At 72.6% G+C, this 23,460-nt stretch carries 22 protein-coding genes; 9 read left to right on the forward strand and 13 right to left on the reverse strand.

The window, feature by feature from the left end:
• Positions 1–44 precede the first annotated feature (44 nt).
• Entirely contained in the window at positions 45–1,403 is a 1,359-nt protein-coding gene (locus tag Athai_RS21400) for a hypothetical protein (RefSeq protein WP_203963154.1), read from the forward strand.
• Positions 1,404–1,451: 48 nt separating this feature from the next.
• On the opposite strand, the gene Athai_RS21405 is transcribed toward Athai_RS21400, so the two are convergent.
• Together Athai_RS21405 and Athai_RS21410 are read right to left on the reverse strand one after the other, a co-directional pair.
• Positions 1,452–2,012, reverse strand: coding sequence for a GNAT family N-acetyltransferase (locus Athai_RS21405; RefSeq protein WP_203963155.1), 561 nt, complete (start codon positions 2,010–2,012; stop codon positions 1,452–1,454).
• 110 nt (positions 2,013–2,122) lie between these two features.
• A complete protein-coding gene (locus Athai_RS21410) occupies positions 2,123–3,913 on the reverse strand; it encodes a serine hydrolase domain-containing protein (RefSeq protein WP_239157072.1) in 1,791 nt (596 codons plus the stop codon).
• Between the two features lie 245 nt (positions 3,914–4,158).
• On the opposite strand from Athai_RS21410, the gene Athai_RS21415 reads away from it, so the two are divergent.
• Positions 4,159–5,307 (forward strand): Mrp/NBP35 family ATP-binding protein, encoded by a 1,149-nt coding sequence (locus tag Athai_RS21415; protein WP_203963156.1) that lies wholly within the window; start codon positions 4,159–4,161, stop codon positions 5,305–5,307.
• Between the two features lie 246 nt (positions 5,308–5,553).
• Positions 5,554–6,510 carry a sigma-70 family RNA polymerase sigma factor gene (locus tag Athai_RS21420; protein ID WP_420829797.1) on the forward strand — a complete coding sequence of 319 codons (957 nt, stop codon included), beginning with the start codon at positions 5,554–5,556 and terminating at the stop codon, positions 6,508–6,510.
• Between the two features lie 169 nt (positions 6,511–6,679).
• On the opposite strand, the gene Athai_RS21425 is transcribed toward Athai_RS21420, so the two are convergent.
• Together Athai_RS21425 and Athai_RS21430 are read right to left on the reverse strand one after the other, a co-directional pair.
• Positions 6,680–7,072, reverse strand: coding sequence for a sec-independent translocase (locus Athai_RS21425; RefSeq protein ID WP_203963157.1), 393 nt, complete (start codon positions 7,070–7,072; stop codon positions 6,680–6,682).
• Between the two features lie 168 nt (positions 7,073–7,240).
• On the reverse strand, positions 7,241–8,566 hold the full coding sequence (locus Athai_RS21430; RefSeq protein WP_203963158.1) for a S1C family serine protease: 1,326 nt from the start codon (positions 8,564–8,566) through the stop codon (positions 7,241–7,243).
• A 164-nt stretch (positions 8,567–8,730) separates the two neighbouring features.
• Between Athai_RS21430 and Athai_RS21435 the strand changes: the two genes are divergently transcribed.
• Together Athai_RS21435 and Athai_RS21440 are read left to right on the forward strand one after the other, a co-directional pair.
• Positions 8,731–9,375 carry an O-methyltransferase gene (locus Athai_RS21435; protein WP_203963159.1) on the forward strand — a complete coding sequence of 215 codons (645 nt, stop codon included), beginning with the start codon at positions 8,731–8,733 and terminating at the stop codon, positions 9,373–9,375.
• Between the two features lie 109 nt (positions 9,376–9,484).
• A complete protein-coding gene (locus Athai_RS21440) occupies positions 9,485–9,808 on the forward strand; it encodes a hypothetical protein (protein ID WP_203963160.1) in 324 nt (107 codons plus the stop codon).
• Between the two features lie 102 nt (positions 9,809–9,910).
• Here Athai_RS21440 and Athai_RS21445 read toward each other — a convergent pair whose 3' ends face one another.
• Positions 9,911–11,404 (reverse strand): glycosyltransferase family 39 protein, encoded by a 1,494-nt coding sequence (locus tag Athai_RS21445; RefSeq protein WP_203963161.1) that lies wholly within the window; start codon positions 11,402–11,404, stop codon positions 9,911–9,913.
• Between the two features lie 382 nt (positions 11,405–11,786).
• On the opposite strand from Athai_RS21445, the gene Athai_RS21450 reads away from it, so the two are divergent.
• On the forward strand, positions 11,787–13,349 hold the full coding sequence (locus Athai_RS21450; RefSeq protein ID WP_203963162.1) for an FAD-dependent monooxygenase: 1,563 nt from the start codon (positions 11,787–11,789) through the stop codon (positions 13,347–13,349).
• 139 nt (positions 13,350–13,488) lie between these two features.
• Here the strand turns inward: Athai_RS21450 and glgC are convergent, their stop codons facing one another.
• The 3 genes from glgC to Athai_RS21465 all read right to left on the reverse strand — a co-directional run bounded on the left by glgC (position 13,489) and on the right by Athai_RS21465 (position 15,639).
• Positions 13,489–14,715: a glucose-1-phosphate adenylyltransferase gene (gene glgC, locus Athai_RS21455; RefSeq protein ID WP_203963163.1), complete on the reverse strand. Its 1,227-nt coding sequence runs from the start codon at positions 14,713–14,715 to the stop codon at positions 13,489–13,491.
• Between the two features lie 185 nt (positions 14,716–14,900).
• Positions 14,901–15,254 carry a VOC family protein gene (locus Athai_RS21460; RefSeq protein ID WP_203963164.1) on the reverse strand — a complete coding sequence of 118 codons (354 nt, stop codon included), beginning with the start codon at positions 15,252–15,254 and terminating at the stop codon, positions 14,901–14,903.
• A 52-nt stretch (positions 15,255–15,306) separates the two neighbouring features.
• Positions 15,307–15,639, reverse strand: coding sequence for a hypothetical protein (locus tag Athai_RS21465; protein ID WP_203963165.1), 333 nt, complete (start codon positions 15,637–15,639; stop codon positions 15,307–15,309).
• 144 nt (positions 15,640–15,783) lie between these two features.
• Here Athai_RS21465 and Athai_RS21470 point away from each other — a divergent pair, with 144 nt between their 5' ends.
• The 3 genes from Athai_RS21470 to Athai_RS21480 are packed head-to-tail and all read left to right on the forward strand — an operon-like array spanning position 15,784 to position 17,746.
• Complete coding sequence (locus tag Athai_RS21470) at positions 15,784–16,635, forward strand: helix-turn-helix domain-containing protein (protein ID WP_203963166.1); 852 nt, start codon at positions 15,784–15,786, stop codon at positions 16,633–16,635.
• A gap of 4 nt (positions 16,636–16,639) precedes the next feature.
• The gene (locus tag Athai_RS21475; protein ID WP_203963167.1) at positions 16,640–16,828 is read left to right on the forward strand and encodes a DUF397 domain-containing protein; all 189 of its coding nucleotides are present in this window, start codon (positions 16,640–16,642) and stop codon (positions 16,826–16,828) included.
• A gap of 42 nt (positions 16,829–16,870) precedes the next feature.
• A complete protein-coding gene (locus Athai_RS21480; RefSeq protein ID WP_203963168.1) occupies positions 16,871–17,746 on the forward strand; it encodes an LLM class F420-dependent oxidoreductase in 876 nt (291 codons plus the stop codon).
• 183 nt (positions 17,747–17,929) lie between these two features.
• Here the strand turns inward: Athai_RS21480 and Athai_RS21485 are convergent, their stop codons facing one another.
• The 5 genes from Athai_RS21485 to Athai_RS35350 form a co-directional block, all read right to left on the reverse strand.
• Positions 17,930–18,427: an anthrone oxygenase family protein gene (locus Athai_RS21485; RefSeq protein ID WP_203963169.1), complete on the reverse strand. Its 498-nt coding sequence runs from the start codon at positions 18,425–18,427 to the stop codon at positions 17,930–17,932.
• A 204-nt stretch (positions 18,428–18,631) separates the two neighbouring features.
• Positions 18,632–19,075 carry a hypothetical protein gene (locus Athai_RS21490; protein WP_203963170.1) on the reverse strand — a complete coding sequence of 148 codons (444 nt, stop codon included), beginning with the start codon at positions 19,073–19,075 and terminating at the stop codon, positions 18,632–18,634.
• A 48-nt stretch (positions 19,076–19,123) separates the two neighbouring features.
• On the reverse strand, positions 19,124–20,485 hold the full coding sequence (locus Athai_RS21495; RefSeq protein ID WP_239157073.1) for a radical SAM protein: 1,362 nt from the start codon (positions 20,483–20,485) through the stop codon (positions 19,124–19,126).
• Between the two features lie 181 nt (positions 20,486–20,666).
• Positions 20,667–22,007, reverse strand: a complete 1,341-nt coding sequence (locus tag Athai_RS21500; RefSeq protein WP_203963171.1) for a bifunctional metallophosphatase/5'-nucleotidase — start codon at positions 22,005–22,007, stop codon at positions 20,667–20,669.
• Positions 22,008–22,133: 126 nt separating this feature from the next.
• Complete coding sequence (locus Athai_RS35350) at positions 22,134–22,784, reverse strand: class I SAM-dependent methyltransferase (protein WP_420829838.1); 651 nt, start codon at positions 22,782–22,784, stop codon at positions 22,134–22,136.
• Positions 22,785–23,460 lie beyond the last annotated feature (676 nt).

Below are 23,460 nucleotides of genomic sequence, written 5' to 3' on the forward strand. Positions count from 1 at the left end.
AGCCCGCGACTCGCAGCAAGCGGCGCCGCATCGAGCTGTCCGGGGTGCAACTCGTCGCGTCGGTGGCCGCGGCCGTCTCCGCCGCCGTCGCCGCGTCGGCGCTCGGGGTCGCCGGCACCATCGTCGGTACCGCGCTGTTCAGCGTCGTGGCCACGGTGGGCAACGCGCTCTACACCGCCTCCCTCAAGCGCGGTCAGGAGACACTCAAGGGCGCGCAGGTCAAGGTGCTGCGCCGGACCGGCGCCACCCGCGCCGCGCCCGGCGACGCGCAGGCGGCGCTCGGCAGCGGCGCCGCCGCCCTCGCTGCCGGCGCCGGCTCGGCCGGTGCGGAGCCCGCCGGTCCGGGCACTCGGGCCACCGGCGTGGCGGGGCCGGACGCCGGGTCCGTTCGCGGTACCGCCTCGGCACCCGGCGCCGGGGCCGACCGGGGCGCCGCCTCGGTACCGGGGGTGGCGACCGGTCGGGGCGTCGCCGCGGTCGGCGGTGCGGGGACGACGGCGATCCGGCCGGCCGGCACGGGTTCCGCGCCGGTCGTCTCGGCGACGTCCCGGATACCCAGCCAACCGTTGCGGGCGGCGGTGCCGCAGCCCGGCGGCGACGACCGAACTCGCCCCCTCGGCCCGAATGACGAGCCCACCCGGCCGTCGGACCCGAACGACTCGGCCACCCGGGCGTACGGCGCGGCAGCCGAGCCGACCGCGCACGCCGGGTCCGACACCACCCGACCGTCCGGCACCGACACCACCCGACCGCTGGGCACCGGCCCGACCCGACCGCTCGGCGGCGCCGCCGACACCAGCCGACCGCTCGGAAACGCCGCCGACGCGACCCGCCCGCTCGGCACCGGCGCGGACTCGACCGAACCGCTCGGCGCCGCCGCCGACGCGACCCGTCCGCTCGGGAGCGCGGCCGGTGCCGCCGGCGGTACCGGGCGAACCCGGTCGGGCGGTGTCTACGGAGCACCGCGCAGGCGGCCACTGCCTCGGCGGGCGGCGGTCCTGGTCGGCAGCGCGGCGCTGATCTTCGTGCTGGCACTCGGCGCGTTGACCGGGATCGAGGCGCTGATGGGTACCTCGTTCTCGGCGCTGTGGGGGCACGGCGACAGCGGCAGCACGGCCGGCGCGATCCTGGACGGCGGCGGCCACCACGGGCGCACCACCAGCGGGTCGAACGACGGCGGTGGCAGCGGCGACAGCGGCCACGCCGCGGACCCGAGCGGCTCCGGCTCACCGAGTCCGACCGGCAGCGCGGACCCGGGCAAGCACCCGAGCACCCGGCCGACGCACACCGGTACGCCGACCCCGACCGGCAGCGGCTCGCCGTCGCCGACCGAGGCCCCGAGCACCGGGGCGCCGACCACCCCGCCCGACAACCCTCCGGCCAGCGCCGACGCCGGCAACTGAGCGCCGCCGCGCACCCGCCGAGCGTCGTCCCGCTCGGGCGGCGATCGGTCAGGCGGGGCGGGCGGTACCGGTGAGGGGCAGCCGGGTGCCCATCAGGGTGGCGTCGGGCAGTTCGGCCAGCGGCTGCCAGCCGCGCCGCAGGTAGAGCCGGCGAGCCGGGGTGTCGTACTGCCAGGTGGACAGCAGTGCCGCCGGGTGCGGCAGGCCGGCGAGCAGCGCGTCGTGCAGGGCGCCGCCGAGGCCCCGGCCCTGGCACTCCGGCAGTACCGCGAGCTCCACCACCTCGAAGTGCCCGCCGAGCCAGCCGCGGACCACCGCCGGTGGGGCGAGATCGGCGACCCGGTCGGTCCAGTACTGCCCGGGCGCGCCCTGGTAGCCGTAGCCGAAGCCGACGAGGTCGTCGCCGTCGAGGGCCACGACGCAGCGGAAGTCGTCACGGCCGGTGTGGGTGGGCAGCGAACGGTGCCGGAACGCGGCGGTGTCGTCGTCGGTCTCGCCGTACGCGGCGAACGCGGCCCGGTAGACCGCGGCGAGCCGGTCGGCATGCGCCGACACCTCGCCGGCCGACCACGTCACGAGCTCGCCGGGCCACAGGTTCTCGCCGCTCACCCGCACCACCCCATCCGGTACGAACCCGGCGGGACGCCGCGCGGGCCGAGACGACGGTCGCGTGCCCCAAGGGGTGGAAAGGGCACGCGACCGGTTGCCGTCATCTTGGCTCAGTCGTCGAGCCGCGTCCAGCCGTTGAGCGAAATCCGTGCCGCGTCGGTGGATCGGCGCGAGTCGAACAGCACGCCGTGCCGGCCCAGTACGGTGACGTCGTCCACGTACACGCCGCGGCCCTGCGAGTTGGTGTCGGTCGCGTACTGCCAGCGCAGCGCGGTGGTGCCGGCCGGTACCTGGGCGGTACCGGACAGCCAGCGCCGGCCGCCGTACCCGTCGACCGAGCCGTCGCCGGCGGTCCACGACCACGGCCCGCCGGCGAGCTGGCAGCTCAGCCCGGTGAAGTCGGTGCCGTTGCCGGACGCCTGCAGGGTGAGGTAGTCGCACAGCGGTTCGGTGTCGAACCAGACCCGGAACCGCAGCGTGGTCGCCCCGTCCGGGACCGGCAGGGTCAGCGTGCTGTCCGAGTGGTCGGTGCGGCTGTAGTAGGCGTGGTGGGTGGCGTGCACCGGCAGCGCCAGCCCGACGTCGTCGGCGGCGACCCGGCGGGAGACGTTGTTGGAGCCCCAGTCGCGGCTCGGGTGCACCCGGTTGGTGAGCAGGATGACGAACGAGTGCGACAGCGGGTCGACCACGATCGAGGTGCCGGTGTAGCCGGTGTGCCCGAAGGTGACCGGCGACCCCAGCGCACCCATGTACCAGTTGAGGCCGAGTTCCCAGCCGAGCCCGTGGGTGTCGTACGGGAACTGGGCGCCGTTGTAGTCGTGCAGCATCAGCCGCACGGTGTCCTCGTGCAGGATCCGGGCCCGGCCGTACCGCCCCCCGTTGAGGTACATCTGGGCGAAGATGGCCAGGTCGTGGGTGGTGGAGAAGACGCCGGCGTGGCCGGCGACGCCGCCGAGCGCCCAGGCGTTCTCGTCGTGCACCTGGCCCCAGACCAGCCCGCGGCCGGCCCACGGCTCGTACTCCTCGGCCGCGACGCGGTGCCGGAGCGCGGCGGGCGGGTTGTACATGGTGTCGTGCATGCCGAGCGGCTCGGTGACGTGCTCCCGGACGTACTCGTCGAGGCTCTGGCCGCTGATCGTCTCGACGATCAGGCCGAGGGTGAGGAAGTTGAGGTCCGAGTAGACGTACTGGGTGTCCGGCGGCGCCGACGGCGTGGTGTCGAGGATCGCCGCCTTGCGCTCCGGGATGGTCTGGTAGCCCTTCCACAGCGACGGCACCGGGTCCGGGATCAGGCCGCTGGTGTGGGTGAGCAGGTTGCGCACCGTGATGTCGGACTTGCCGTGCGAGGCGAACGCCGGCAGGTAGGTCACCACGGGTGCGTGCAGGTCGACCCGGCCCTGCTCGATCAGCTGTAGCACCGAGGTGGCGGTGAACAGCTTCGACATCGAGGCGAGGTCCCAGATGGTGTCGGTGGTCGCGGCGATGCGCTGATCGGCGGGAAGTTCCACCACGGTGGTGCCGTCGAGGGTGTAGCGCACCGCGTCGCCGACCGCCGCGTGCTGCACGATCACGCCGTCCTTGACGGCGATCACGGCGGCCCCGGCGTACATCGGGTGGTTGGGGTTCTCCGGGGTGGTGGTCAGGTAGCGCGCGAGGTGGTCCGGCATCGCCTGCACGGTGTCGCCGACCAGCCCGACCTGGCCGGGCCGTCCGCTGCGCAGGGTGCGGCCGGGGCTGAACCGGATGTCGGCCGGGGTGGCGGTGGGCGGGCCGCCACGGTGCCCGCCCGGCGCGGCCTCGGCGGCGGCGCCGGGCGCGAGCGAGGCGGTACCGCCGAGCGCGATGGCGGCGGCTCCACCGGCACCGCCGAGCAGTAACGACCGTCGGGAAATCTCGGACATGCGGACCTCCATCCGTCCAGATACCGAAGGAATCCTGCACCAGTCGAATGGGCTGGGTAAACCCTTTCCGCGGGGTTTCCGACTGTCAGCGCGGGTCGAGATCGGCGCAACCCAGCAGGGAACGGTACGACTCGGTCAGATCGGCCGCCGTGGGGCGCGCAGCGCCATCCGTCGTGCCGGTGACGAGCCGCGAGTCACGCCGGCCGCGGCGGGCGATCCGCGATCGGCCTCGTAGCATGGGGAGCATGTCCGCCCCTGCCATTGCCGAGCTCGAACCGCAGATCCGCACCGCGCTGTCGAAGGTGCAGGACCCGGAGATCCGTCGCCCGATCACCGAGCTGGACATGGTCCGCTCGATCGACATCGAGGCGGACGGCGGTGTCACCGTCGGCCTGCTGCTGACCGTGGCCGGCTGCCCGCTGCGCGACACCCTGCAGAACGACATCAGCCGCGAGGTGGGCGCGGTACCGGGGGTCTCCTCGGTCCGGGTCGACTTCGGCGTGATGACCGAGCAGCAACGCCGTGACCTGCAGTCGAAGCTGCGCGGCGGTGCGGCGGGCGGCGAGCCGGTCATCCCGTTCGCGCAGCCCGGCTCGCGCACCAGGGTCTACGCGGTGGCCTCCGGCAAGGGTGGCGTCGGCAAGTCCAGCGTGACCGTCAACCTGGCCGCCGCGCTGGCCGCCCGTGGCCTGTCGGTCGGCGTGGTCGACGCGGACATCTACGGCCACTCGGTGCCGCGGATGCTCGGCGTCACCGAGCGCCCGACCCGGGTCGAGGACATGATCATGCCGCCGCAGGCGGCGCACGGCCTGAAGGTCATCTCGATCGGGATGTTCACCCAGGGCAACGCGGCCGTCGTGTGGCGCGGCCCGATGCTGCACCGGGCGCTCACCCAGTTCCTCGCCGACGTGTACTGGGGCGACCTGGACGTGCTGCTGCTCGACCTGCCGCCGGGCACCGGCGACGTGGCGATCTCCATCGCCCAGCTGCTGCCCACCGCCGAGTTGCTGGTGGTGACCACGCCGCAGCTGGCCGCCGCGGAGGTGGCCGAGCGGGCCGGCGCGATCGCGCTGCAGACCCATCAGCGCCTGGTCGGCGTGGTGGAGAACATGTCCTGGCTGGAGCTGCCGTCCGGGGAGCGGATGGAGGTCTTCGGTGCCGGCGGCGGTGCCCGGGTCGCCGAGACGCTGTCCACCACGATCGGCGCCGAGGTGCCGCTGCTGGGCCAGATCCCGCTGGACACCCGGGTACGGGAGGCCGGCGACGCCGGTGACCCGGTCGTGCTGTCCGACCCGGAGTCGCCCGCCTCGGTGGCGCTGTCCGCGGTGGCCGACCGCCTCGCGGTGCGCCGGGAGAGCCTCGCCGGCCGCTCGCTGGGCCTCTCCCCCGCCTGACCCCGCCGTCCGGCTGACCCCGCCTTCCGCCTGACGCGCCGGTCCGGCCGGTGCGCTCGCGCCGCGTCGGCCGGCACGATGCCCTGCCCGGTCGAGCGCGCGGGGCCGGGTGCCGGCACCTCGTCCGCGGGACGTCATCGGTCATTCGGTCGGAGCTGACGCGAGGAGCCCGAAAACGTCGGGGGGCCGTCGTAGACTCGGCGCCCTGATCGGCCGAGGTGGCCGAGTCGACGCCCGGGGGGACTCGTGATCAGCGACACCGTGGTCGCGGAGCGGTTCGAGCCGCACCGCACCGAGCTGACCGGATACTGCTACCGCATGCTCGGTTCGGCGTTCGAGGCCGAGGACGCCGTGCAGGAGACGCTGGTGCGCGCCTGGCGCGGGTTCGGCTCGTTCGAGGGGCGCGCGTCGGTGCGCACCTGGCTCTACCGCATCGCCACCAACGTCTGCCTCGACATGGTGAAGGGCACCCAGCGCCGGGCCCGGCCGATGGACATGACCAGCAGCTGGTCCGGCGGTTCGATCCCGGATGCGCTGCCGGAGGCCACCTGGATCGGCCCGGCGCCGGACGATCGGATGCTGCCGGAGTCCGGTGACCCGGCGGAGCTCGCGGCGCACCGTGACTCGGTCCGGTTGGCGTTCGTGGCGGTGCTGCAGTCGCTGCCGCCCCGGCAGCGCGCGGTGCTGGTGCTGCGCGAGGTGCTGGCGTTTCCCGCCTCCGAGGTCGCCGAGCTGCTGGACACGACGGTGGCCAGCGTCAACAGCGCGCTCCAGCGGGCCCGGGCGACGCTGGCCGAGCGCGACGACACCGAGCCGGTCAAGCCGCTCGACGATGCGCAACGCGACCTGCTGGACCGCTACCTCACCGCCTTCGAGCGCTACGACCTGGAGTCGCTGACCGCGCTGCTGCGGCAGGACGCGATCATGTCGATGCCGCCGCTGCCACTGTGGTTGGCCGGCCGCGCCGACATCCTCGACTGGCTGCGCGGCCCCGGTTCGGAGTGCCAGGGTTCCCGGCTGGTTCCGGTCGCCGCGAACGGCTCCGCCGCCTTCGGCCAGTACCGGCCGAGCCCCGATGGCGGGCATGCGCCCTGGGCGCTGCAGATCATCGAGACCAACGGTGACAGCATCACGGCCTGGCACAGCTTCCTCGACACCGATCGGCTGTTCCCGCTGTTCGGGCTGCCGGCCCGGCTCGGCTGACCGACGGGCCGGTCGACCCCGACCGCGCACAGCCGGCCCGACCAGGGGCGGGTGCGGTGTGGTCGAGCGGTCGGGTGCGGTGCGGTCGAGGGCGCGGCGCGGTGTGGGCGAGGGTCTGGCGTGGCCTCAGCCGGGCGGGCGGCGTCGATCGAGGTCGGGCGCGGTCGGGTCAGGTGGCGTCGACGTCGAAGCGGGGGCGCCGGCGCGAGCCGGAGTCGACCGCTGGCGTGTCGTCGTCGTTGAGCGCCGAGTTGAGGTCGAGCGAGCCGGCCGCGTCGCTGGCGTCCGAATAGACCTCCTTGAACGGCCGGATGATCGCGTCCTGGTCGTCCTCGGAGAGGATGTGTTTGCGCACGAACGTCTTCGGGTGCAGGTCTTCCAGCGAGATGTCGGTGCCCAGCTCGCGGGACAGGTCACCGGTGGCGTTGGTCGCCATCCGGCGCAGCTGCCGGATCATGTTGACCCCGTCGGAGATCAGCTTCGGCAGCTTGTCCGGGCCGAAGATGAACAGGCCGATGAGGACGAGCACCAAGATCTCCGGCCAGCCGAGACTGTCGAACATCCACGCTCCTCACCCTGCGGGCCCGGTGGCGTCACGATCACCGGGCAACGCACCCACCTTACGCACCGGTCGGCCGGGTGCGGGAGGCCGCGGTCGGTGGCAATTCGCCGACGATGCCGCGCGAACCCGGCACCGAGCGCGAAGCGGAGATATCGGATCGCCCGCCGATCAGTTCGGCGTGGCGGCGCCGAGCGTGACGTTGGCGCTGTGCTTGCCGCCGTCCCGCTCGTACTCGACCGGCACGACGGTGCCCGGCGCGTCCTTGCGGACGAAGGCGATCAGATCGGTGCCGGAGCCGACGAGCTGCCCGTCGTAGCGCACGATCACGTCGCCGTCCTGCAGCCCCGCCTTGTCCGCCGGCCCGCCGCCGACGACCTTGGTGAGCCGCGCGCCGCCGGTGCTGTCGTACGAGCTGTCCACCGTGGCGCCGATCACGGTGCGGCGTGCCTTGCCGGTCTGGATGATGTCGTCGGCGACCCGCTTGGCCTGGTTGATCGGGATCGAGAAGCCGAGACCGATGTTGCCGCCGCTGTTCTCGTCCGAGCCGGACTGGTCCGCGGTACGGATGGCGGTGTTGACGCCGATGACCCGGCCGGCCCCGTCCAGCAGCGGCCCACCGGAGTTGCCGTGGTTGATGGCGGCATCGGTCTGGATCGCCGCCATGTACGCCTCGCTGTTCTTGTCCTTGCCGGTGATCACCGGCCGGTCGAGGTCGCTGACGATGCCGGTGGTGACGGTGTTGGACAGCCCGTACGGCGCGCCGATCGCGATGACCGGGTCGCCGACCGCGATCCGGTCGGAGTCGCCGAACTTGATCGGGGTCAGCCCGCTCTTGTCGACCTTGAGCACCGCCAGGTCGGACTCCGGGTCGGTGCCCTTGACGGTGGCGTCGGCGGTGCTGCCGTCGGAGAACGCGACCTTCAGCTCGCCGCCGGAACCCGCCGCCGCGACGTGGTTGTTGGTCAGGATGTAGCCGGACGAGGAGATCACGAACCCGGACCCGTTGCCTTCCATCTTGTCGGTCCGGATCAGGATCGTGACCACGCTGGGCAGCGCCTTCTTCACCACGGCGGCGACCGACTCGGGCGCCCGGTCGGCGGCCTTCGGCTTGTCGGTCGCGGAGGCACCCAGCACGCTGTGGCCACCACCGCCGCCGGAGGCACCCAGGTAACCGAGGGCACCGCCGAGCGCGCCGGCCAGCAGCGCCACCACGATCGTCACCGCCAGGCCGACCGATCGGCGCGGTGCGGCGCCCGGCGCCGGCGGGTCCGGGACGGGATCGAGCGGCGGGCCAGGCTCACCGGTCGGCTGCTGCACCAGCACTGCCGGGGTCTGCGGGTTGCGCCACGGGTCGTGGCCGCCGCCGCTGGACCACCAGGCCGACGAGGACGGCGGCCTGGGCTGCGCCGCGCCACCCGGCCACGGGGTCGGCGGTTGCTGCCCGCCACTCGGCCACTGCGGGCCGGGGGAACCGGTCGTCCTGCCCTCGGTCACCCTTGGTCCACCTCTCCCCAGTGTCCCGGTCTCCCGGCCGTGCACGCGGTGAGCATGCGGTCGCACCGCGTTCGCCCGCGTGGGGTGACCCGGTGACGCCGTATTCCAGGATTACACGTCATGGCATCCCCGAGTCGCACGGATCATTCCTTAGGCTCTAGGCCATGGCCACCCTGGGACCGCAGAGCCACGTTTTCGCCGAGTCGTACGTTGCCGAAGACTACGTACTGGCGGACGCACGTGCCCGTTCGACCGAGATCGGCGTCGATCCGGTCGATACCGGTACGGGCGCCGCGCTGCGCCTGCTCACCGCGGCAGCCGGCGCGCGGGCGGTGGTGGAGGTCGGTACCGGAGTGGGCGTCAGTTCGGTCTGGCTGCTGCGCGGGATGCGCCCCGACGGCGTGCTCACCACCATCGACCTGGAGCCGGAGCACCAGCGGCAGGCGCGGCTGGCCTTCCGGGAGGGCGGGTTCAGCCCGTCCCGGACCCGGCTGATCGCGGGCCGCGCGCTCGACGTGCTGCCACGGCTGGCCGACGGCGCGTACGACATGGTGTTCGTCGACGGCGACCGGGCCGAGTACCCGCAGTACGTGGCCGAGGCGTTCCGGCTGCTGCGGCCGGGCGGGGTGGTGGCGGTGGCCGGGGCGCTCGGCGGCGGCCGGGTGCCCGACCCCTCCGCCCGCGACCCGCAGAGCGTGACGCTGCGCGAACTCGCCAAGTCGGTACGGGACAGCGACGACTGGCTGCCCGCGCTGCTCCCGGTCGCCGACGGCCTGCTCACCGCGGTCCGCACCAACGGCGCGCGGTGACCGAGTAGAACACCGGCAGTGACCGCGCCAGGGTGGTCCGATGTGTCAACATCTGATCAAAGTGATCTTGCGAATAGATCAGGTTGTGGGCTTTCGGCACACTTGCCAGGTGCTCGACTCAACACCTCCGGCCCGAACCCGCACCGCCGTCGCCTGTCAGTACCACGGCTGCCGCCAGGCGGCGGCGATGGTGGAACTGCTGCCCGGCCCGGGCGACAACGCCACCCTGATGGTGTCCGGCTTCGGCGCCACCGACGTGGCCGAGCCGCTGGCCGACGAGCGGCTGGCGCACCGGGTCCGATCGGCCGACGACGACCTGCCCGGCGTGCTGTACGACCGGGACCCGGCCTGGGCCCCGTACTTCTGCCCGATCTGCGAGCGTTCCTACTGCGTCGACCACTGGCGCGGCTCCCGCTGCCCGTACGGCCACTGACCTGCCGCTGATCGCCTGGCATCGGGGCGTCCACCGAGTGACGCCCCGCCGCGGGCACCGGTGGCCGGCGGGCGGCCGGGCACCGCGCCGTGCGGCTGGGGATCAGTCGAGGTGGCGGAGGCGGGGCCAGAGGGTGGGCCAGGGGGCGGTGCGGCCGGTGCAGTAGAGGATGGGCCGGCCCTGCTCCTCGTTGTCGACGCCGACGCCGTTGTCCAGCCGGTCGCGCACCTCGCAGTGTCCGAACACGCCGGGCAGTTGCTCCGGAGCGATGCCGACGACCACCGCGGCGGTGCCGGAGTCCGGCGGCGGCCCCTGCTCCCACAGTTCGTTCTGCCCGCTGTGTACGGCGGGCAACCCGGTGCCGTACCGGTCGATCGCGCCGGCCTCGCCGTAGTTGCCGGTCAGCAGGGCGGTGGCGGCCGGGTCGGGCACCGACCGGTACACCGCCTCGACCTGCCGCACGTACGCCGGCCAGCCGACCGCGTCCCGCATGGCCGGGTTGAGCGCCGGGATCGGGGTCCGTCCGGCCCAGCGCACCGGCAGTACCGGCAGCGAGATGAGCGCCGCCACGACGGCGTCGACCGCCACCGCGACCGCGGCGAGTCGCAGCCAGCGCCGCCAGTGGCCCGCGGGCACGGTCGGAGGTGCGTCCAACACCGCGCAGCCGATCGCGAAGAAGGCGACGACCAGCCCGATGACGTAGTCGGCGCGGCCACCACCGACCAGCGCGATCAGCCCGGCGACCGGGTACGCGACGACCAGGCAGCGCACCGGGCGCCAGGCGGGACGGCGGGCGAGGGCGCGCAGTCCGGCCCACCAGATCGGCACCAGTAGCGGGCCGAGCAGGACGAGTTGGAACGGGACGAACTCGATCCGGTTCTCGGTACCGCCGTGCGACGACAGCGCGGACGCCATCGCGAGTTGCGGGAAGCCGTGCGTGACCTGGTAGACGATGCTCGGCGCACCGAGCACGGCGGCGAGCGCGACACCGAGCCACAGGTACCGGTCGCGCAGCGTACGGCGTGGGCCGACGGCGGCGAGCCCGGCCGCGAGCCCGATCGCGAGCAGCACGATCAGCTGCTTGTTGAGCAGCCCGACACCGGCGACGGCGCCGGCCGCGAGCCACCACCGCGGGTCGCGCAGCAGCGCCCGTACCGAGCACAGGATGGTGCCGAGCCAGATCGGCGCATCGATCGCCGAGGTGACCAGGACATGCCCGTCGACCAGCGGAAACACCCCGGTCGCGGTACCGATCGCGGCGAGCAGCTGGCCGCGGCGGCCGGCCCCGAACTCGGCGGCGAGCGCCGCGGCGAGCAGCGCCGTACCGGCGGCGGCGAGGGCGGCCGGCAGCCGCAGCGCGACGAGGTTGTCGCCGAACAGTCCGGTCGTCAGCCGGGCCAGCGCCGGGGTGCCGACCGGCTGGTCGACGTAGCCGGCGGCGAGGTGCCGGCCGAGCAGCCGGAAGTAGAGCTCGTCGCGGTGGTAGCCGTACCGGGTGGCGAGCGCGAGGAGCACGCCGACCAGTGCCAGGGCGACCGGGAGCAGGGTGCGCCAGTGCAGCGGGGTCGGCCGCGGCGGCGGCGTCGCACCGTTCATCCGCGGATGGTAGGGCGGCCGGGTCGGCGCCGGGCGCCCCGCACCGCAGACCGCCGCAAACCGGTACCGACCTGTGCTCCCGACCCGGCCTGGGGGCCGCCGCCGGCAGCGGCCGATCACGACCGTCGCCGACCCTCGGCCGGGGAAGCGGCCGGCAACCGACGCGGCGGGGCGGGCCGGCGGCGGCCGGCAACCGACGCAGCGAGCCGGCAACGGCCGGCAACCGACGCAGCGGGCCGGCGGCGGCCGGCAACCGACGCGGCGGGTCGGCACCGGTCGTCAGCCAGCGGGCCGGCAGCGGCTGACAACCGACGCAGCGGGTCGGGGACGGCTGTCAGCCGCCGGTGCGGGTGCTGCCAGCGTTCGGCCGGACCCTTCGGTCATGACGAACGCAGACGTGGTGGTGGTCGGTGGCGGCCCGGTCGGCCTGATGGTGGCCGGTGAGCTGCTGGTACGGGGCGTGTCGGTGACGGTGCTGGAGCGGCTGGCGGAGCCGAGCGAGACGATCAAGGCGGGCTCGATCAGCGGCCGTACGGTCGAGCTGCTGGAACGGGCCGGCCTGGGAGCCGGGCTGGCCGAGCTCGAGCGGCGACTCGTGGCGGCGCTGCCGGTACGAAGCGGCGTGCGGCCGGGGCTTCGGGGCCACTTCGCGGGCATCTTCAAGCTCGGGTTCGCGCCCGACGAACTGCCGGCGGCGATGGAACTGCTGCGGCTGCGACCGCGGGGCCTGGTGGCGGCCGGCGAGGCGGGTGTCGCCTCGATCGGCCGACCGATGATGATCATGCCGCAGCTGGAGCTGGAACGGCTGCTCGGTCACTGGGTCGACGGCCTGGGCGGGACGGTCCGGCGCGGCGTCGAGGTCACCGCGGTGGTGGACGACGGCGGCGGGGTGACCGTCGAGTCGTCCGACGGCGACACCCTGCGGGCGCGGTACCTGGTGGGCTGCGACGGCGGTCGCAGCACGGTGCGGCGACTCGCCGGCTTCGCGTTCCCCGGTACGGCGCCCACCATGACCGGGCACCAGGCCATCGTCGAGTTGGCCGGGGCGGCGGACCTACCCGGTGGCTGGACCCGCACCGACACCGGCCTGCTGGTGAACGGCCCGTTCCCCGGCCGGGTCCTCACGGTGGAGTTCGACGGGCCGCCGGCGGACCGGGACGCGCCGGTCACCGCCGCCGAGGTGCAGGCGAGCCTGCGCCGGGTCAGCGGTGTCCCGGTCACCGTCACGGCGATGCGCACGGCGACCCGGTTCACCGACAACGCCCGGCTGGCCGACGGGTACCGGCGGGGCCGGGTGCTGCTCGCCGGGGACGCGGCGCACGTGCACTCGCCGTTCGGCGGGCAGGGGCTGAACCTGGGGCTGGGCGACGCGGCGAACCTCGGCTGGAAGCTCGCCGCGGTGCTGGCCGGCGACGCCGGCGAGTCGCTGCTGGACAGCTACACCGCGGAGCGGCACCCGGTGGCGGCGCGGGTGCTCGCCAACACCCGGGCTCAGCTGGCGCTGTTGCGGCCGGATCCGCAGTCCGGGGCGCTGCGCGCGTTGTTCGCCGAGCTGATGGATCTGGAGCAGGTCAACTGGCACCTGACGTCGATGCTCGGCGGGCTGGACGTGCGGTACGCGACCGGTGGGCATCCGCTGCTCGGCCGGTTCTGCCCGGACCCGGGGCTGGTGACCGCGGACGGTCCGGTACCGCTGGCGGAGTTGACCCTCGACGGTCGCGGGCTGCTGCTGGAGATGGCCGGCGACCCGGCGGTGGTCGCGGCGGCGGCCGGGCACGCCGACCGGGTCCGGGTGATCTCCGCGCGCGCCAGCAACGTCGGTGCCGTCACCGGCCTGCTGGTCCGTCCGGACGGCCACGTCGCGTGGGTCGCCGACCGGACGGCACCGGCCGATCTGGACGCGCTGTCGACCGCGTTGACGACCTGGTTCGGCCCGGCCCGCTGACGGTGCCGGCGCTCCGGCGGGACGTGGCCGGCCCCGTCGCACCAGACACCCGGAGCGACACCGGGTGTGGTGTCCGGGTCCACGGAACCGGCCCGGCGCACCCGGGCGCCATCCCCGGGTCGGGTGGAGCGCGGCTGGCTCAGCGCCGCTGGTGGACCGGTTCGCCCTTGCCGAGCACGACGATGCCGGAGTCGGTGACGGTGTGGAACTCGCGGTCGCGGCTCAGGTCGGTACCGAGGTGGGCGCCGGGCGGGACGACCACGTTCTTGTCCAGGATGGCGTGCTGGACCACCGCGCCGCGGCCGATCCGGACCCCGTCGGAGAGCACCGAGTCCTCCACCCAGGCGCCGTCCTCGACCATCACGTCGGGTGACAGCACCGAGCGGGCGACCGTACCGGTGACGATGCAGCCGGCGGAGACCAGCGACTCGTACGCCCGGCCGCCGAGCACGAACTTCGCCGGCGGCAGCGGCGGCACGTGGCCACGGATCGGCCAGTCGCTGTTGTACAGGTTGAAGACCGGGTGCAGCGAGACCAGGTCGAGGTGGGCGGCGTAGTACGCGTCGATGGTGCCGACGTCGCGCCAGTAGCCGCGGTCGCGTTCGGTGGCGCCGGGCACGTCGTTCGCGGCGAAGTCGTAGACGGCGGCGTCGCCCTTGTCGACCAGCATCGGGATGATGTTGCCGCCCATGTCGTGCGCGGACGCCGGGTCCTCCGAGTCGGTGCGCAGCGCGTCGATCAGCGCGTCCGCGGTGAACACGTAGTTGCCCATCGAGGCGTACGCGTGGGTGTCGTCGCCGGGGATGCCCGGCGGCTGCGCCGGCTTCTCCAGGAACCGGGTGATGGTCTTGCCGTCGTCGGCGGTCTCGATGACGCCGAACGCCCGCGCGTCGTCCCGCGGTACCCGGATTCCGGCCACGGTCGCGGCGGCGCCGGAGGCGATGTGCGCCTCGACCATCTGGCGCGGATCCATCCGGTACACGTGATCGGCGCCGAACACGATGATGTAGTCGGGCCCCTCGTCGTACACCAGGTTGAGCGACTGGAAGATCGCGTCCGCGGAGCCGGTGTACCACCGGGGGCCGAGCCGCTGCTGCGCCGGCACGGGCGTGATGTACTGCCCGAGCATCGAACTCATCCGCCAGGTCTGCGAGATGTGCCGGTCCAGCGAGTGCGACTTGTACTGGGTGAGCACGCACAGCTTGAGGTAGCCGGCGTTGACCAGGTTGGACAGCACGAAGTCGATCAGCCGGTACTGCCCGCCGAACGGCACCGCGGGCTTCGCCCGATCGGCGGTCAGCGGCATCAGCCGTTTGCCCTCGCCGCCGGCGAGAACGATGCCCAACACCCGTGCCTCGCGCGCCATGTCCGAACCATAGTCGCGATTGCGGTGCGCGGCACCCTGGGACACAGCCTGTTAACGCGGTACTGATCCGTTCGCCACCCCGCCGCCCTCCGTCGGCCCGCACGCCGGCCGGTGAGGCGCCCCGCTACCGCGTCGACCAGGCAGGTGGGCCGGCCGCCGCGCCGCGCGAGCCCGGGGTCGACGGGTCAGGCGTCGTGCGAGCCGACGCAGAACTCGTTGCCGGCCGGGTCTGCGAGGACGGTCCAGTGCACGCCCGGCATGGTGTGCTCGGCGATCTTGCTGGCGCCGATCGCGACCAACCGGTCGACCTCGGCCGGTACGTCGTCGGTGCGCAGGTCCACGTGCACCCGGTTCTTCCCGGCCCTGGGTTCGGGCACCTGCTGCAGCCCCAGCTCGGGTTCGCCGTCGCCGCCGGCACCGAGCAGCACGAACTCGTCGGACTCGAACACCGCGGCCACGTCCAGAGCGGCCGACCAGAACCGGGCGAGCGCGCGCGGCTCGGCGCAGTCGATGGTCACCATTCCGATGTGCAGCCCCATACCGGCACGGTAGGTCGGCGCCACGGGGCGGGACGGGGATATTGCGCAGCGTTCAACCGGCGGCGGGGACCAACTGGCGGTCGCCGTCCCAGTCGATGACCTCGTGTCCGAACCGGGTGTCGAGGTCGCCGTCCCGGTCCCGCACCCCCATCGCCACCTCGTACCGCCCGAAGCCGTACCGGCCGGCCGCGAGGGTGGCGAGCGCCCAGCCGCGCATGCCGTGTTTGACCTGCTCGACGGTCTGCTCCTCGGCCACCACCTGCACGCTGCCGATGACGCACTCGTCCAGGTCGACCGGGTCGTCCCCGACCAGGCGGGTCAGCGTGAAGCAGTACGCGGCGCGGTCCTCGTCGTCGATGTAGTGCATCCCTCGGTCCGTCCCCACCCACATGACTCTCAGCTCCTTCTCGCACTCGGAACGCGACACCGCGACTGTACGACATGGTTGGTAATATCACCAGACCGGCATCTCAGTTTGAGCGAGGTTCCATCGCCCGGATAGTGTTGGCGCAGCCGAAAGGGGGCGGTCGTGACGGCGACTTCACCGGTCATCAAGGCCTGGGAACTCGGCATCCGCCTCCGGGAGTACCGACAGCAGGCTGGCCTGACCGCGACCGAGACCGCCAAGAACATCGGCGTCACGCAGGGCCATGTCTCCGCGGTCGAAGCGGGCCGCCCCAAGTTGACCGCCGACCGCCTCGCCCAACTCTGCACGCTCTACGACATCGGTTCCGACGAACGTGTCGAGCTGGAATCACTCCGCCTGGGCGCGAACGAGAAAGCCTGGTGGCACGAATACGGAGGGATCTTCAGCGCCGAGCTGCAAAAGTTCTTCGGCCTCGAAGCCGGCGCCGAATGTGTGCGTAGCTACCACAGCGAACTGATCTATGGCCTCTTCCAGACCGAGGAGTACACCCGGGCGCTCATCGCCGGCGGCACGCCGCACGTGCGTTTGACCGAGGTGGAGCGAAGGGTTCAAGCACGGATGGCCCGGCGCAATCGATTGGCCGGGACTGATCCTCTCCAGATCTCGTGCCTCCTTGCCGAGAGCACCCTCCGGCAGAACATCGGCGGCAGGGATGTCATGGCAGCACAGCTGGATCACCTCGTCATGCTCTCCAGCCAGCCCAACATCCAGCTGCGCGTGCTTCCGTTCTCGCTTGGAGTGCACCCTTCGATCGGCGCTCCTTACCAGGTTCTGTCTTTCGAGTCACCACGCCTACATGACATCGTGTGGCAGGAGATTCTCACCTCAACCGCGATCGTGGACAGCCGAGACGATGTCGCCGACTATGTCCTCACCTACCACATGACGGAGCGCCTTGCCTTGAGCGAGGACGAATCGATTACCTTCATCCAAGACATTCGCAAGGAGGTGTGACCCGATGACATCCCACGGTGGCGAGTGGTTCAAGTCGAGTCGTAGTGCGGACAACCAGCAGTGTGTGGAAGTGCGGTTCGCCGGGGCGGTGGGGGTGCGAGACTCCAAGGATCGCAATGGGCCGGCGCTGGACGTCGACGCCTCGGCGTGGCGCGCGTTCGTCGCGGCGGTGCGGGCCGGCCAGTACGACTGAATCCACTGTGGAGTGTCCATGGTGGAGTTGTGAGGGGTGGGCATGAAACTCGGTTTGCACTACTGGACATACTCCGAACCGCAGGATCCCCGGTCGATCGCGCCGACGCTGGAGCGCTCCGCCTGGCTCGCCGATCAGGCCGGCTTCAGCAGCTTCACGGTGATGGACCACTACTTCCAGATGGAGCATCGGGCGCAGGCCACCGAACCGATGCTGGAGGGCTACACCGCCCTCGGCTACGTGGCGGGCCACACCAGCCGGGCCACCCTCGGGCTGATGGTGACCGGCGTGATGTACCGCTACCCCGGCCTGCTCGCCAAGATCGTCACCACCCTGGACGTGCTGTCCGAGGGCCGGGCGCGGCTGGGCATCGGCGCCTCCTGGTACGAGCGGGAGCAGCGCGCGCTCGGGGTGCCGGTGGTGCCGGTCGCGGAGCGGTTCGAGCGGCTGGAGGAGACGGTCCAGATCTGCCGGCAGATGTGGAGCGACGACGACGGGCCCTACCAGGGCAAGCACTACCAGCTGGCGGAGACGATCTGCTCGCCGCGGCCGATCACCCGGCCGCATCCGCCGATCCTGATCGGTGGCGGCGGCGAGCAGAAGACGCTGCGGCTGGTCGCGAAGTACGGCGACGCCTGCAACCTGTTCGCCAGCAGCCCGGACGACATCGCGCACAAGCTCGACGTGCTGCGCACGCACTGCGCCAACGAGGGCACCGACTACGACCGGATCGCGAAGACCGCACTGGCCACGGTCGATCCGCTGGACGACCCGGACGCGTTCGTCGCGGCGGCCGAGCAGTACGCCACGCTCGGCATCAGCGAGCTGGAGGTCATGCCCAACCCCGGCCAGAACCCGGTGGAGTTCACCGAGAAGGTCGCCCAGCGGATCCTGCCCCGGCTGTCCGCCATCGGCTGACCAGCCCGGCGGGGGCCGCCGGCACCCCAGCGCGCCGGCCCCGGCAAGCGTGCCGGGGCCGGCGACGCCACACCGCCCCGCCCCGCCCCGCCCCGCCACGCCCCGCTTCCGCCGCATCGGCCAACGGCCGCGCGGCCCGGCTTCGACGCCCGGCACACCGAGACCGGGCGTCGAGGCGGACCCTCAGCTCGCCCCCGCGGACCGGACCAGCGCCAGCACCAGGCAGCCGAACGCGGCGGTCGCGGTCACCGCGCGAACCAGGTTCCAGCGCACCCACACCGCCTCGAACGCCTCCCGTACCGCGGCCGGCTCGGCCAGCCGGGCCGGGTCGCCGGCGGCGGCCAACCGGTCGTTGAGCGGGACGTTCACCCGGCCGGTGATCAGGAACATCACCAGGTAGAGCAGCAGACCGGCGAGCACCCACGGCAGCGCCGGGCGGGCGCCGGCCGGGAGGTGCAGCGCCGCCGCCGCGACCACCGGCAGCAGCACACCGACGAACACCAGCAGGAACCAGCCGTTCAGGATCGCCCGGTTGATCCGCTGCATCACGTCGACGAACGTCCGGTCGTCGGCCCCACGCAGCGCCGGCATCACCGCCACCGCGAACGCGTAGAACAACCCCGCCATCAGCCCGAACCCCAGCGTGGCCAGCCCCAGCGTCACTTCCCGCGCCACCAGCATCAGCGTTCCCCCATCGCGTACCCGGGATGCGCGGTCACCGCGCTCCGTCCTGCTCCAGCAAACCGGAGCCGGCGGCGTGCGGCCATCGTCGTGACGCTCATCCGCATCCGCGTGCGTCTTCGCCCGGTGGCGCCTGCCCGCCGGGTACCGCATTGGTCGGCCTCAGCGGCGCCTGGCCGGTCGAGCCGACCCGGGCCGACCCGATCAGCGGTCGGTGCCGGCCCCCGGCGGGTCGGCCGGCTCACCGGCCGGCGCGGGCCGGCGGCCGACGTGAGCCGCCAGCACGAAACCCACCAGCGCCGCCAGCGTGCCGGCGGCGGCGAGACCGAGGTGGAACGCCGGCCAGAACGACCGCTGGTACGGCGGGCCGGCGTGGCCGAGGAAGGCCACCGCCCAACCCAGCGCGTACAGCCCGAGGATCGACACGGCCATCTGCGGCGGCCGCCCCCGCAGCGCGGCGCAGCCAGCCGCGCCGGCAACCAGCGCGGGCGGCGCCACGCACAACTGCACCGCCTCCGCGGTGTGCCACAACAGCGACCCGAGCATCCCACCGGCAGCCGCCGCGGCCACCCCGATCAGGATCGCCAGCGCGCACCGCCAGACCACGGTCCAGCGGCCGAGCACCTCGACCCGCATCACGTCGGCCACGCGCGCACCCTACCGCCGGCGCGGCCCGGGCAGCAGGTCCGGATCCGCTCAGGAGCCCGCGGTCGGCTCCGGCGGCAGCGTGTCCATGAACGAGCTGACCGAGAAGACCGCGTTGCCGGCGCCGGGCGGACCGTACCCGGGCGGCGCGCTGAGCTTGTTGCGCTCCATCGTCTCCCGGTAGGCGGTGAGCAGCTTCAGGTGGTACTCCAGCGGCGCGCCCTGCGGGTTCGCCCTGCCCAGCGGCGTGGTCGGTTCCGGGCACCAGGTGGTGAACCGCGGCGTGATCCCGCGGGACATGAAGTATTCCAGGCCCTCGGCGGTCGACTCGATCGCCGCGTCCACGTCGGTGAAACCGTGCGGCGCGGCCATCTCGACACCGGCCACGAAGTTCGGGATCACGTTGCGGGCGCCGAACACGTCGGCCGCGTCCAGGATGCGGCGGTGCCACTCCTCGCGACCGACGTAGCGCTCCTTGCCCGGGCAGTACAGCTCGAACAGCCGCTTGTCCCACACCTCGTAGTTGGGGTGGTAGATGCGGATGCCGTAGTCGAAGAACCGCTGCACGTCGGCCTTCGGCAGCGCCTGCGCGACCACCTTGCCGATCCACCGGCCCGGGAACCGCTCCTCGATGGCCTTCGCGTACCGCCCGTAGAAGTCGGCCTCGGCCAGCCCCTCCACCGTCTTCGTGACGCTGCCGCCGGTCAGGGTGTACGCGGTGGACAGCTTCGCCGTGTCGTACTCGTCGATGATCGCGAGCGCCTCCAGCACCTCGTCCACCGGCTTGACCCCGGTGTACGGCCGGCCGGCCTTCTTGTGCTGGCGCCAGTTGTGGTTGATGTCGCAGTACTGGCACTCCTCCTTGGCGCCGAAGTACTGGCAGACCCGGAAGACCGTCAGGTAGATCAGGTAGCCCCACTGGATCGTCGGCGCCACCTCCATCACCTGCTTGCCGTTGCCGAGCGCGTGCCGGTAGTACTCCGGCATCGGCGGCAGCCCGACGTCCGCGATGGCCCGGCCGTCCACGTGCAGCCGCAGCAGCCCGTCGTCGCCGGCCGCCACCCGGTACGGCGAGGCGGGGTTCACCCGCACCGACACCACGGTGCGGCGCAACCCGAACGGCCCGCCGGTCAGCACGATCTCCTCCGGCGGCCGACGCAGCGCGGCACTGCCCAGCTCCGGCAGCTCCCGGTGGTCGAACGAGAAGATGAAGTAGGACTTCGGCTTGACCTCGCCGTCCTCGTTGTCGGTCAGCGCCGAGTCGTCGAACGCCATTCCGGTGCGCAGCAGGTCTTCCTTGAGGATCGCCTCCGGCGGCAGCTGGCCGAACCGCTGCATCGCGTCTTCCAGCAGTTCGCCCCGCGGCATCTGCTCCGCGCGCGTCGCGCCGAGACTCACCCCGACCTCAGCCATCGCCACCCCTCCCGGCGTCCACTCTCCCCGCCACCGTACGCCGGTCCCCTCCCCGGCACCCGGGCCCGTCCGACCCCGGGTGACGCGCCCCATCCAACCCACCCGTCTGGTTGATCATGGCGTCGTCGTGAACGGCAAGCGCTTTCCACTCAGCTGGCACCATGATCGACCAGAGGTGGCATCAGCTCCGGGCGACGAGGTGGTCGGTGAGCAGCTCCGGCATGATCCGGCTGGTGTCCAGCGTCAGGTCGGCCGGCACGAGATCCACCAACCCGCCGTACGGCGAGAGCTCCACGTCCGACCCGGCCACCCGGTAACTGCGGGCGTCGTCCAACGGCTCCGCTCCGACCAGGATCCGGTCACCCGTCACCGTCAACCCCACCGCATGCAGGTACCCGAAGGCCCGCCCCCGGAACGCCCGCGGCCGGCGGGCCGCCTGCTCCGGCGCCGCGCCGCGGCGCAACATCTCGCGCAGCTGCGCGCCGGTGAGCGTCGCCACCGCCGCATTGCCCGGCGAACTCGTCGCGCGCCACACGTCGCCCCGCGTCACCGCGCCCGCCGCGATTCCCGCCGCGCAGTGCACCGGGTACAGCACGGCCACGTCGACCGGGAAGACCGACCGCACCGCCTCGGTGAGCAACAGCACCATGGCCGACTCGCCACCTTCGGTCAGCTCGGCGGCGTCGCGCAACATGCCGACCGGTTCGGCGAGCCAATCCGCCAGATCGCGCTCGCACGCCGCCAGCTCGGCCAGCACCTCGGGATCGCGCGGCGCGTCGGCCGGCACCGGTTCGACCGTCGTCCGTACCACCGAGACCGTACCCTCCTGCACCGACAACCGAACCCGGCCGAGATGCTCGGCGAAGTTGCCGGCCTGCACGATCGGGATCGCGTTGCCCCGGTGCTCGCCGTCCGGCAGCAGCGTGTGGCTGTGGCCGCCGACGATGAGGTCGACCCGGCCGATCAGCTTCTGCGCGAGCGCCCGGTCGTTGTCGATGCCGGCGTGGCTGAGGACCACCACCACATCAGCGCCCTGCTCGCGAAGCTCGGCGGCGTGCCGGCAGACCTCGGTGATGCGGGGCAACTCGGTCAGGCCGAAGTCGGCGTAGGCGGTGAACCAGTCGGTGATCCCGATGATGCCGACGGTCAGGTCGCCGGCCGGGACGAGCCGCGCGGCGACCGTACCCGGCAACGCCGCGCCGTCGAGCGCCACGTCGCCCAGCAGCGGCGGCGCCCCGAAGGCGGCGGCGTACTCGGCGAGCACGCCCGGCCCGTACCGCAACAGCCCCCCGTTGCCGACCACCGCGGCGTCCACGCCCGCAGCCCGCAACAACCGCCAGGCCGCCACGCCCCGGGTCAGCGCGGACAGCTCCACCCCGCTGTCCTCGATGTCACCACCGTCCAGCGCCAGCACCGGATACGGTGCCGCGGCGCGGATCTCGCGCACCCGGCCGGCCAGCCGCGCCAACCCGTCGAACCGGGCATGAACGTCGTTGAAATGCAGCAGCTCCAGAATCGGCATGGCGCGGATCGTCCCGCCCCGGATCGACCCCGGTCAATCCGACCCGCTGGAGCCACAGCGCGACCCGGGCCACAACGGCGCCGCGGGCCGCACCCCATCGGGTGTGGCCCGCGGCGGCAGGGTGGATCAGCGGTGGACGGCGACCACCCGGTACAGCTCCGGGTCCTCGTCCTTGTACACCGACAGCCCGCGGCCCTCCTGCTCGTGCAGCAGCTCGAAGCCGTACTTGTCCTTCAGCGCCTGACCGAACGCCGGCCCGTTCTGGTAGCGGCGGAAGTGCTTGCCGTAGGTCTTCTCCAGCGCCTCGTCCTTGTCGGTCCGGAACTCGGCGGCGAACATGTCCCCGGTACGGGCGCACTCGCTGAGCACACTCATCAGCGTGTGCTGCGTCTCCTCCGGCAGCGAGTGCAGGAAGAAGCGCATGTAGAACAGCACCGGCCCGTCCGCGGCGGCCAGCGCCTCGGTCAGGTTCTTGCGCAGCGCCGGCTCGTCGGACACGTCGCAGGCGGTGAACTTGACCCGGTCACCGATGCCGAACTCCTCGGCCTTGGCGGCGGCGTGCTTGACGCCGACCTTCGACCGGTCCATGCCGAGCACGTTGCGGCCGGCCTTGCCGAACGCGTACGAGTCGCGGCCCTGGCCGCAGCCGATGTCGATGATCGTGTTCGGGGTGTCCTCGCGGGCGTTGATCGCCTCGAAGAACGTCGAGCCCTCGTCGAAGGTCGCCCGCATGTAGAAGTTCGACCAGTAGACCTCTTCGCCGTACGACAGCGGCATCAGGCCGGACTGGTCGCTCTTGACCCGGTCCCGCGCCCACTTGAAGCCCGGCTTCGGGGTACGCCAGTTCTCGCCGTACAGGTGCTCGGCCATCTGCTCGGCGTTGACCGGCAGCAGCCCGCGACCGCCGCAGAAGTCGATCTCCTTGGTGCCCGACCAGTCGCTCCTGCGCACCTCGGTGGTACCGGCGACACCGAACGGGAACTGCAGCAGGCCCTCGTCGTTGAAGTAGGTGTGGAACAGGTCGATGCGGGTCTCCGGATCGCTGGTGTCGTGGATGTGCAGCGCGGTGCGCTTGCACTCCACGTCCAGGCCGCTCTCCACCAGCCGGAACGCGATCTCCTGCAGCTCGTCGGCGGAGACCCGGCCGTCGGTGTGCCGGGACACGTACGCGCAGTCGAAGTCCACGTCGTGACCGATCACGCCACCCTCGCGGACGGCGCCGAGCAGGGTGCCGTAGACGAAGAAGACGTCGTACCCGTACGCCTCCTTGACCAGCTCACGGACCTTCCCGTACAGGCCCATGACCTTGTCCTGCCAGTCCGTGTCGAGCTTCTTGGACAACTGGAGTCGGCCGGTCTGGCCGAAGACGTGACCGTTGGACATCCGACGCTTCAACTCTCCTAGACTGTGTTGCCCGTCATTGTTGGGGCGGAGGAACATCCCGTGCTTGGCG

The organism is Actinocatenispora thailandica, assembly GCF_016865425.1.
Classification (GTDB): Bacteria; Actinomycetota; Actinomycetes; order Mycobacteriales; family Micromonosporaceae; genus Actinocatenispora; species Actinocatenispora thailandica.

Bases quoted from the DNA above. Each gene is read 5' to 3' on its own strand.
- Athai_RS21425 (WP_203963157.1), bottom strand. From the start codon at position 7,072: ATGTTCGACAGTCTCGGCTGGCCGGAGATCTTGGTGCTCGTCCTCATC.
- Athai_RS21460 (WP_203963164.1), bottom strand. From the start codon at position 15,254: ATGGGGCTGCACATCGGAATGGTGACCATCGACTGCGCCGAGCCGCGC.
- Athai_RS21500 (WP_203963171.1), bottom strand. From the start codon at position 22,007: ATGCCGATTCTGGAGCTGCTGCATTTCAACGACGTTCATGCCCGGTTC.
- glgC (WP_203963163.1), bottom strand. From the start codon at position 14,715: ATGGCGCGCGAGGCACGGGTGTTGGGCATCGTTCTCGCCGGCGGCGAG.
- Athai_RS21480 (WP_203963168.1), top strand. From the start codon at position 16,871: ATGAAACTCGGTTTGCACTACTGGACATACTCCGAACCGCAGGATCCC.
- Athai_RS21415 (WP_203963156.1), top strand. From the start codon at position 4,159: ATGTCCGCCCCTGCCATTGCCGAGCTCGAACCGCAGATCCGCACCGCG.
- Athai_RS21435 (WP_203963159.1), top strand. From the start codon at position 8,731: ATGGCCACCCTGGGACCGCAGAGCCACGTTTTCGCCGAGTCGTACGTT.
- Athai_RS21495 (WP_239157073.1), bottom strand. From the start codon at position 20,485: ATGGCTGAGGTCGGGGTGAGTCTCGGCGCGACGCGCGCGGAGCAGATG.
- Athai_RS21445 (WP_203963161.1), bottom strand. From the start codon at position 11,404: ATGAACGGTGCGACGCCGCCGCCGCGGCCGACCCCGCTGCACTGGCGC.
- Athai_RS21410 (WP_239157072.1), bottom strand. From the start codon at position 3,913: ATGTCCGAGATTTCCCGACGGTCGTTACTGCTCGGCGGTGCCGGTGGA.
- Athai_RS21475 (WP_203963167.1), top strand. From the start codon at position 16,640: ATGACATCCCACGGTGGCGAGTGGTTCAAGTCGAGTCGTAGTGCGGAC.
- Athai_RS21485 (WP_203963169.1), bottom strand. From the start codon at position 18,427: ATGCTGGTGGCGCGGGAAGTGACGCTGGGGCTGGCCACGCTGGGGTTC.
- Athai_RS21450 (WP_203963162.1), top strand. From the start codon at position 11,787: ATGACGAACGCAGACGTGGTGGTGGTCGGTGGCGGCCCGGTCGGCCTG.
- Athai_RS35350 (WP_420829838.1), bottom strand. From the start codon at position 22,784: ATGCCGCTGTCGTACGGCGAAGAGGTCTACTGGTCGAACTTCTACATG.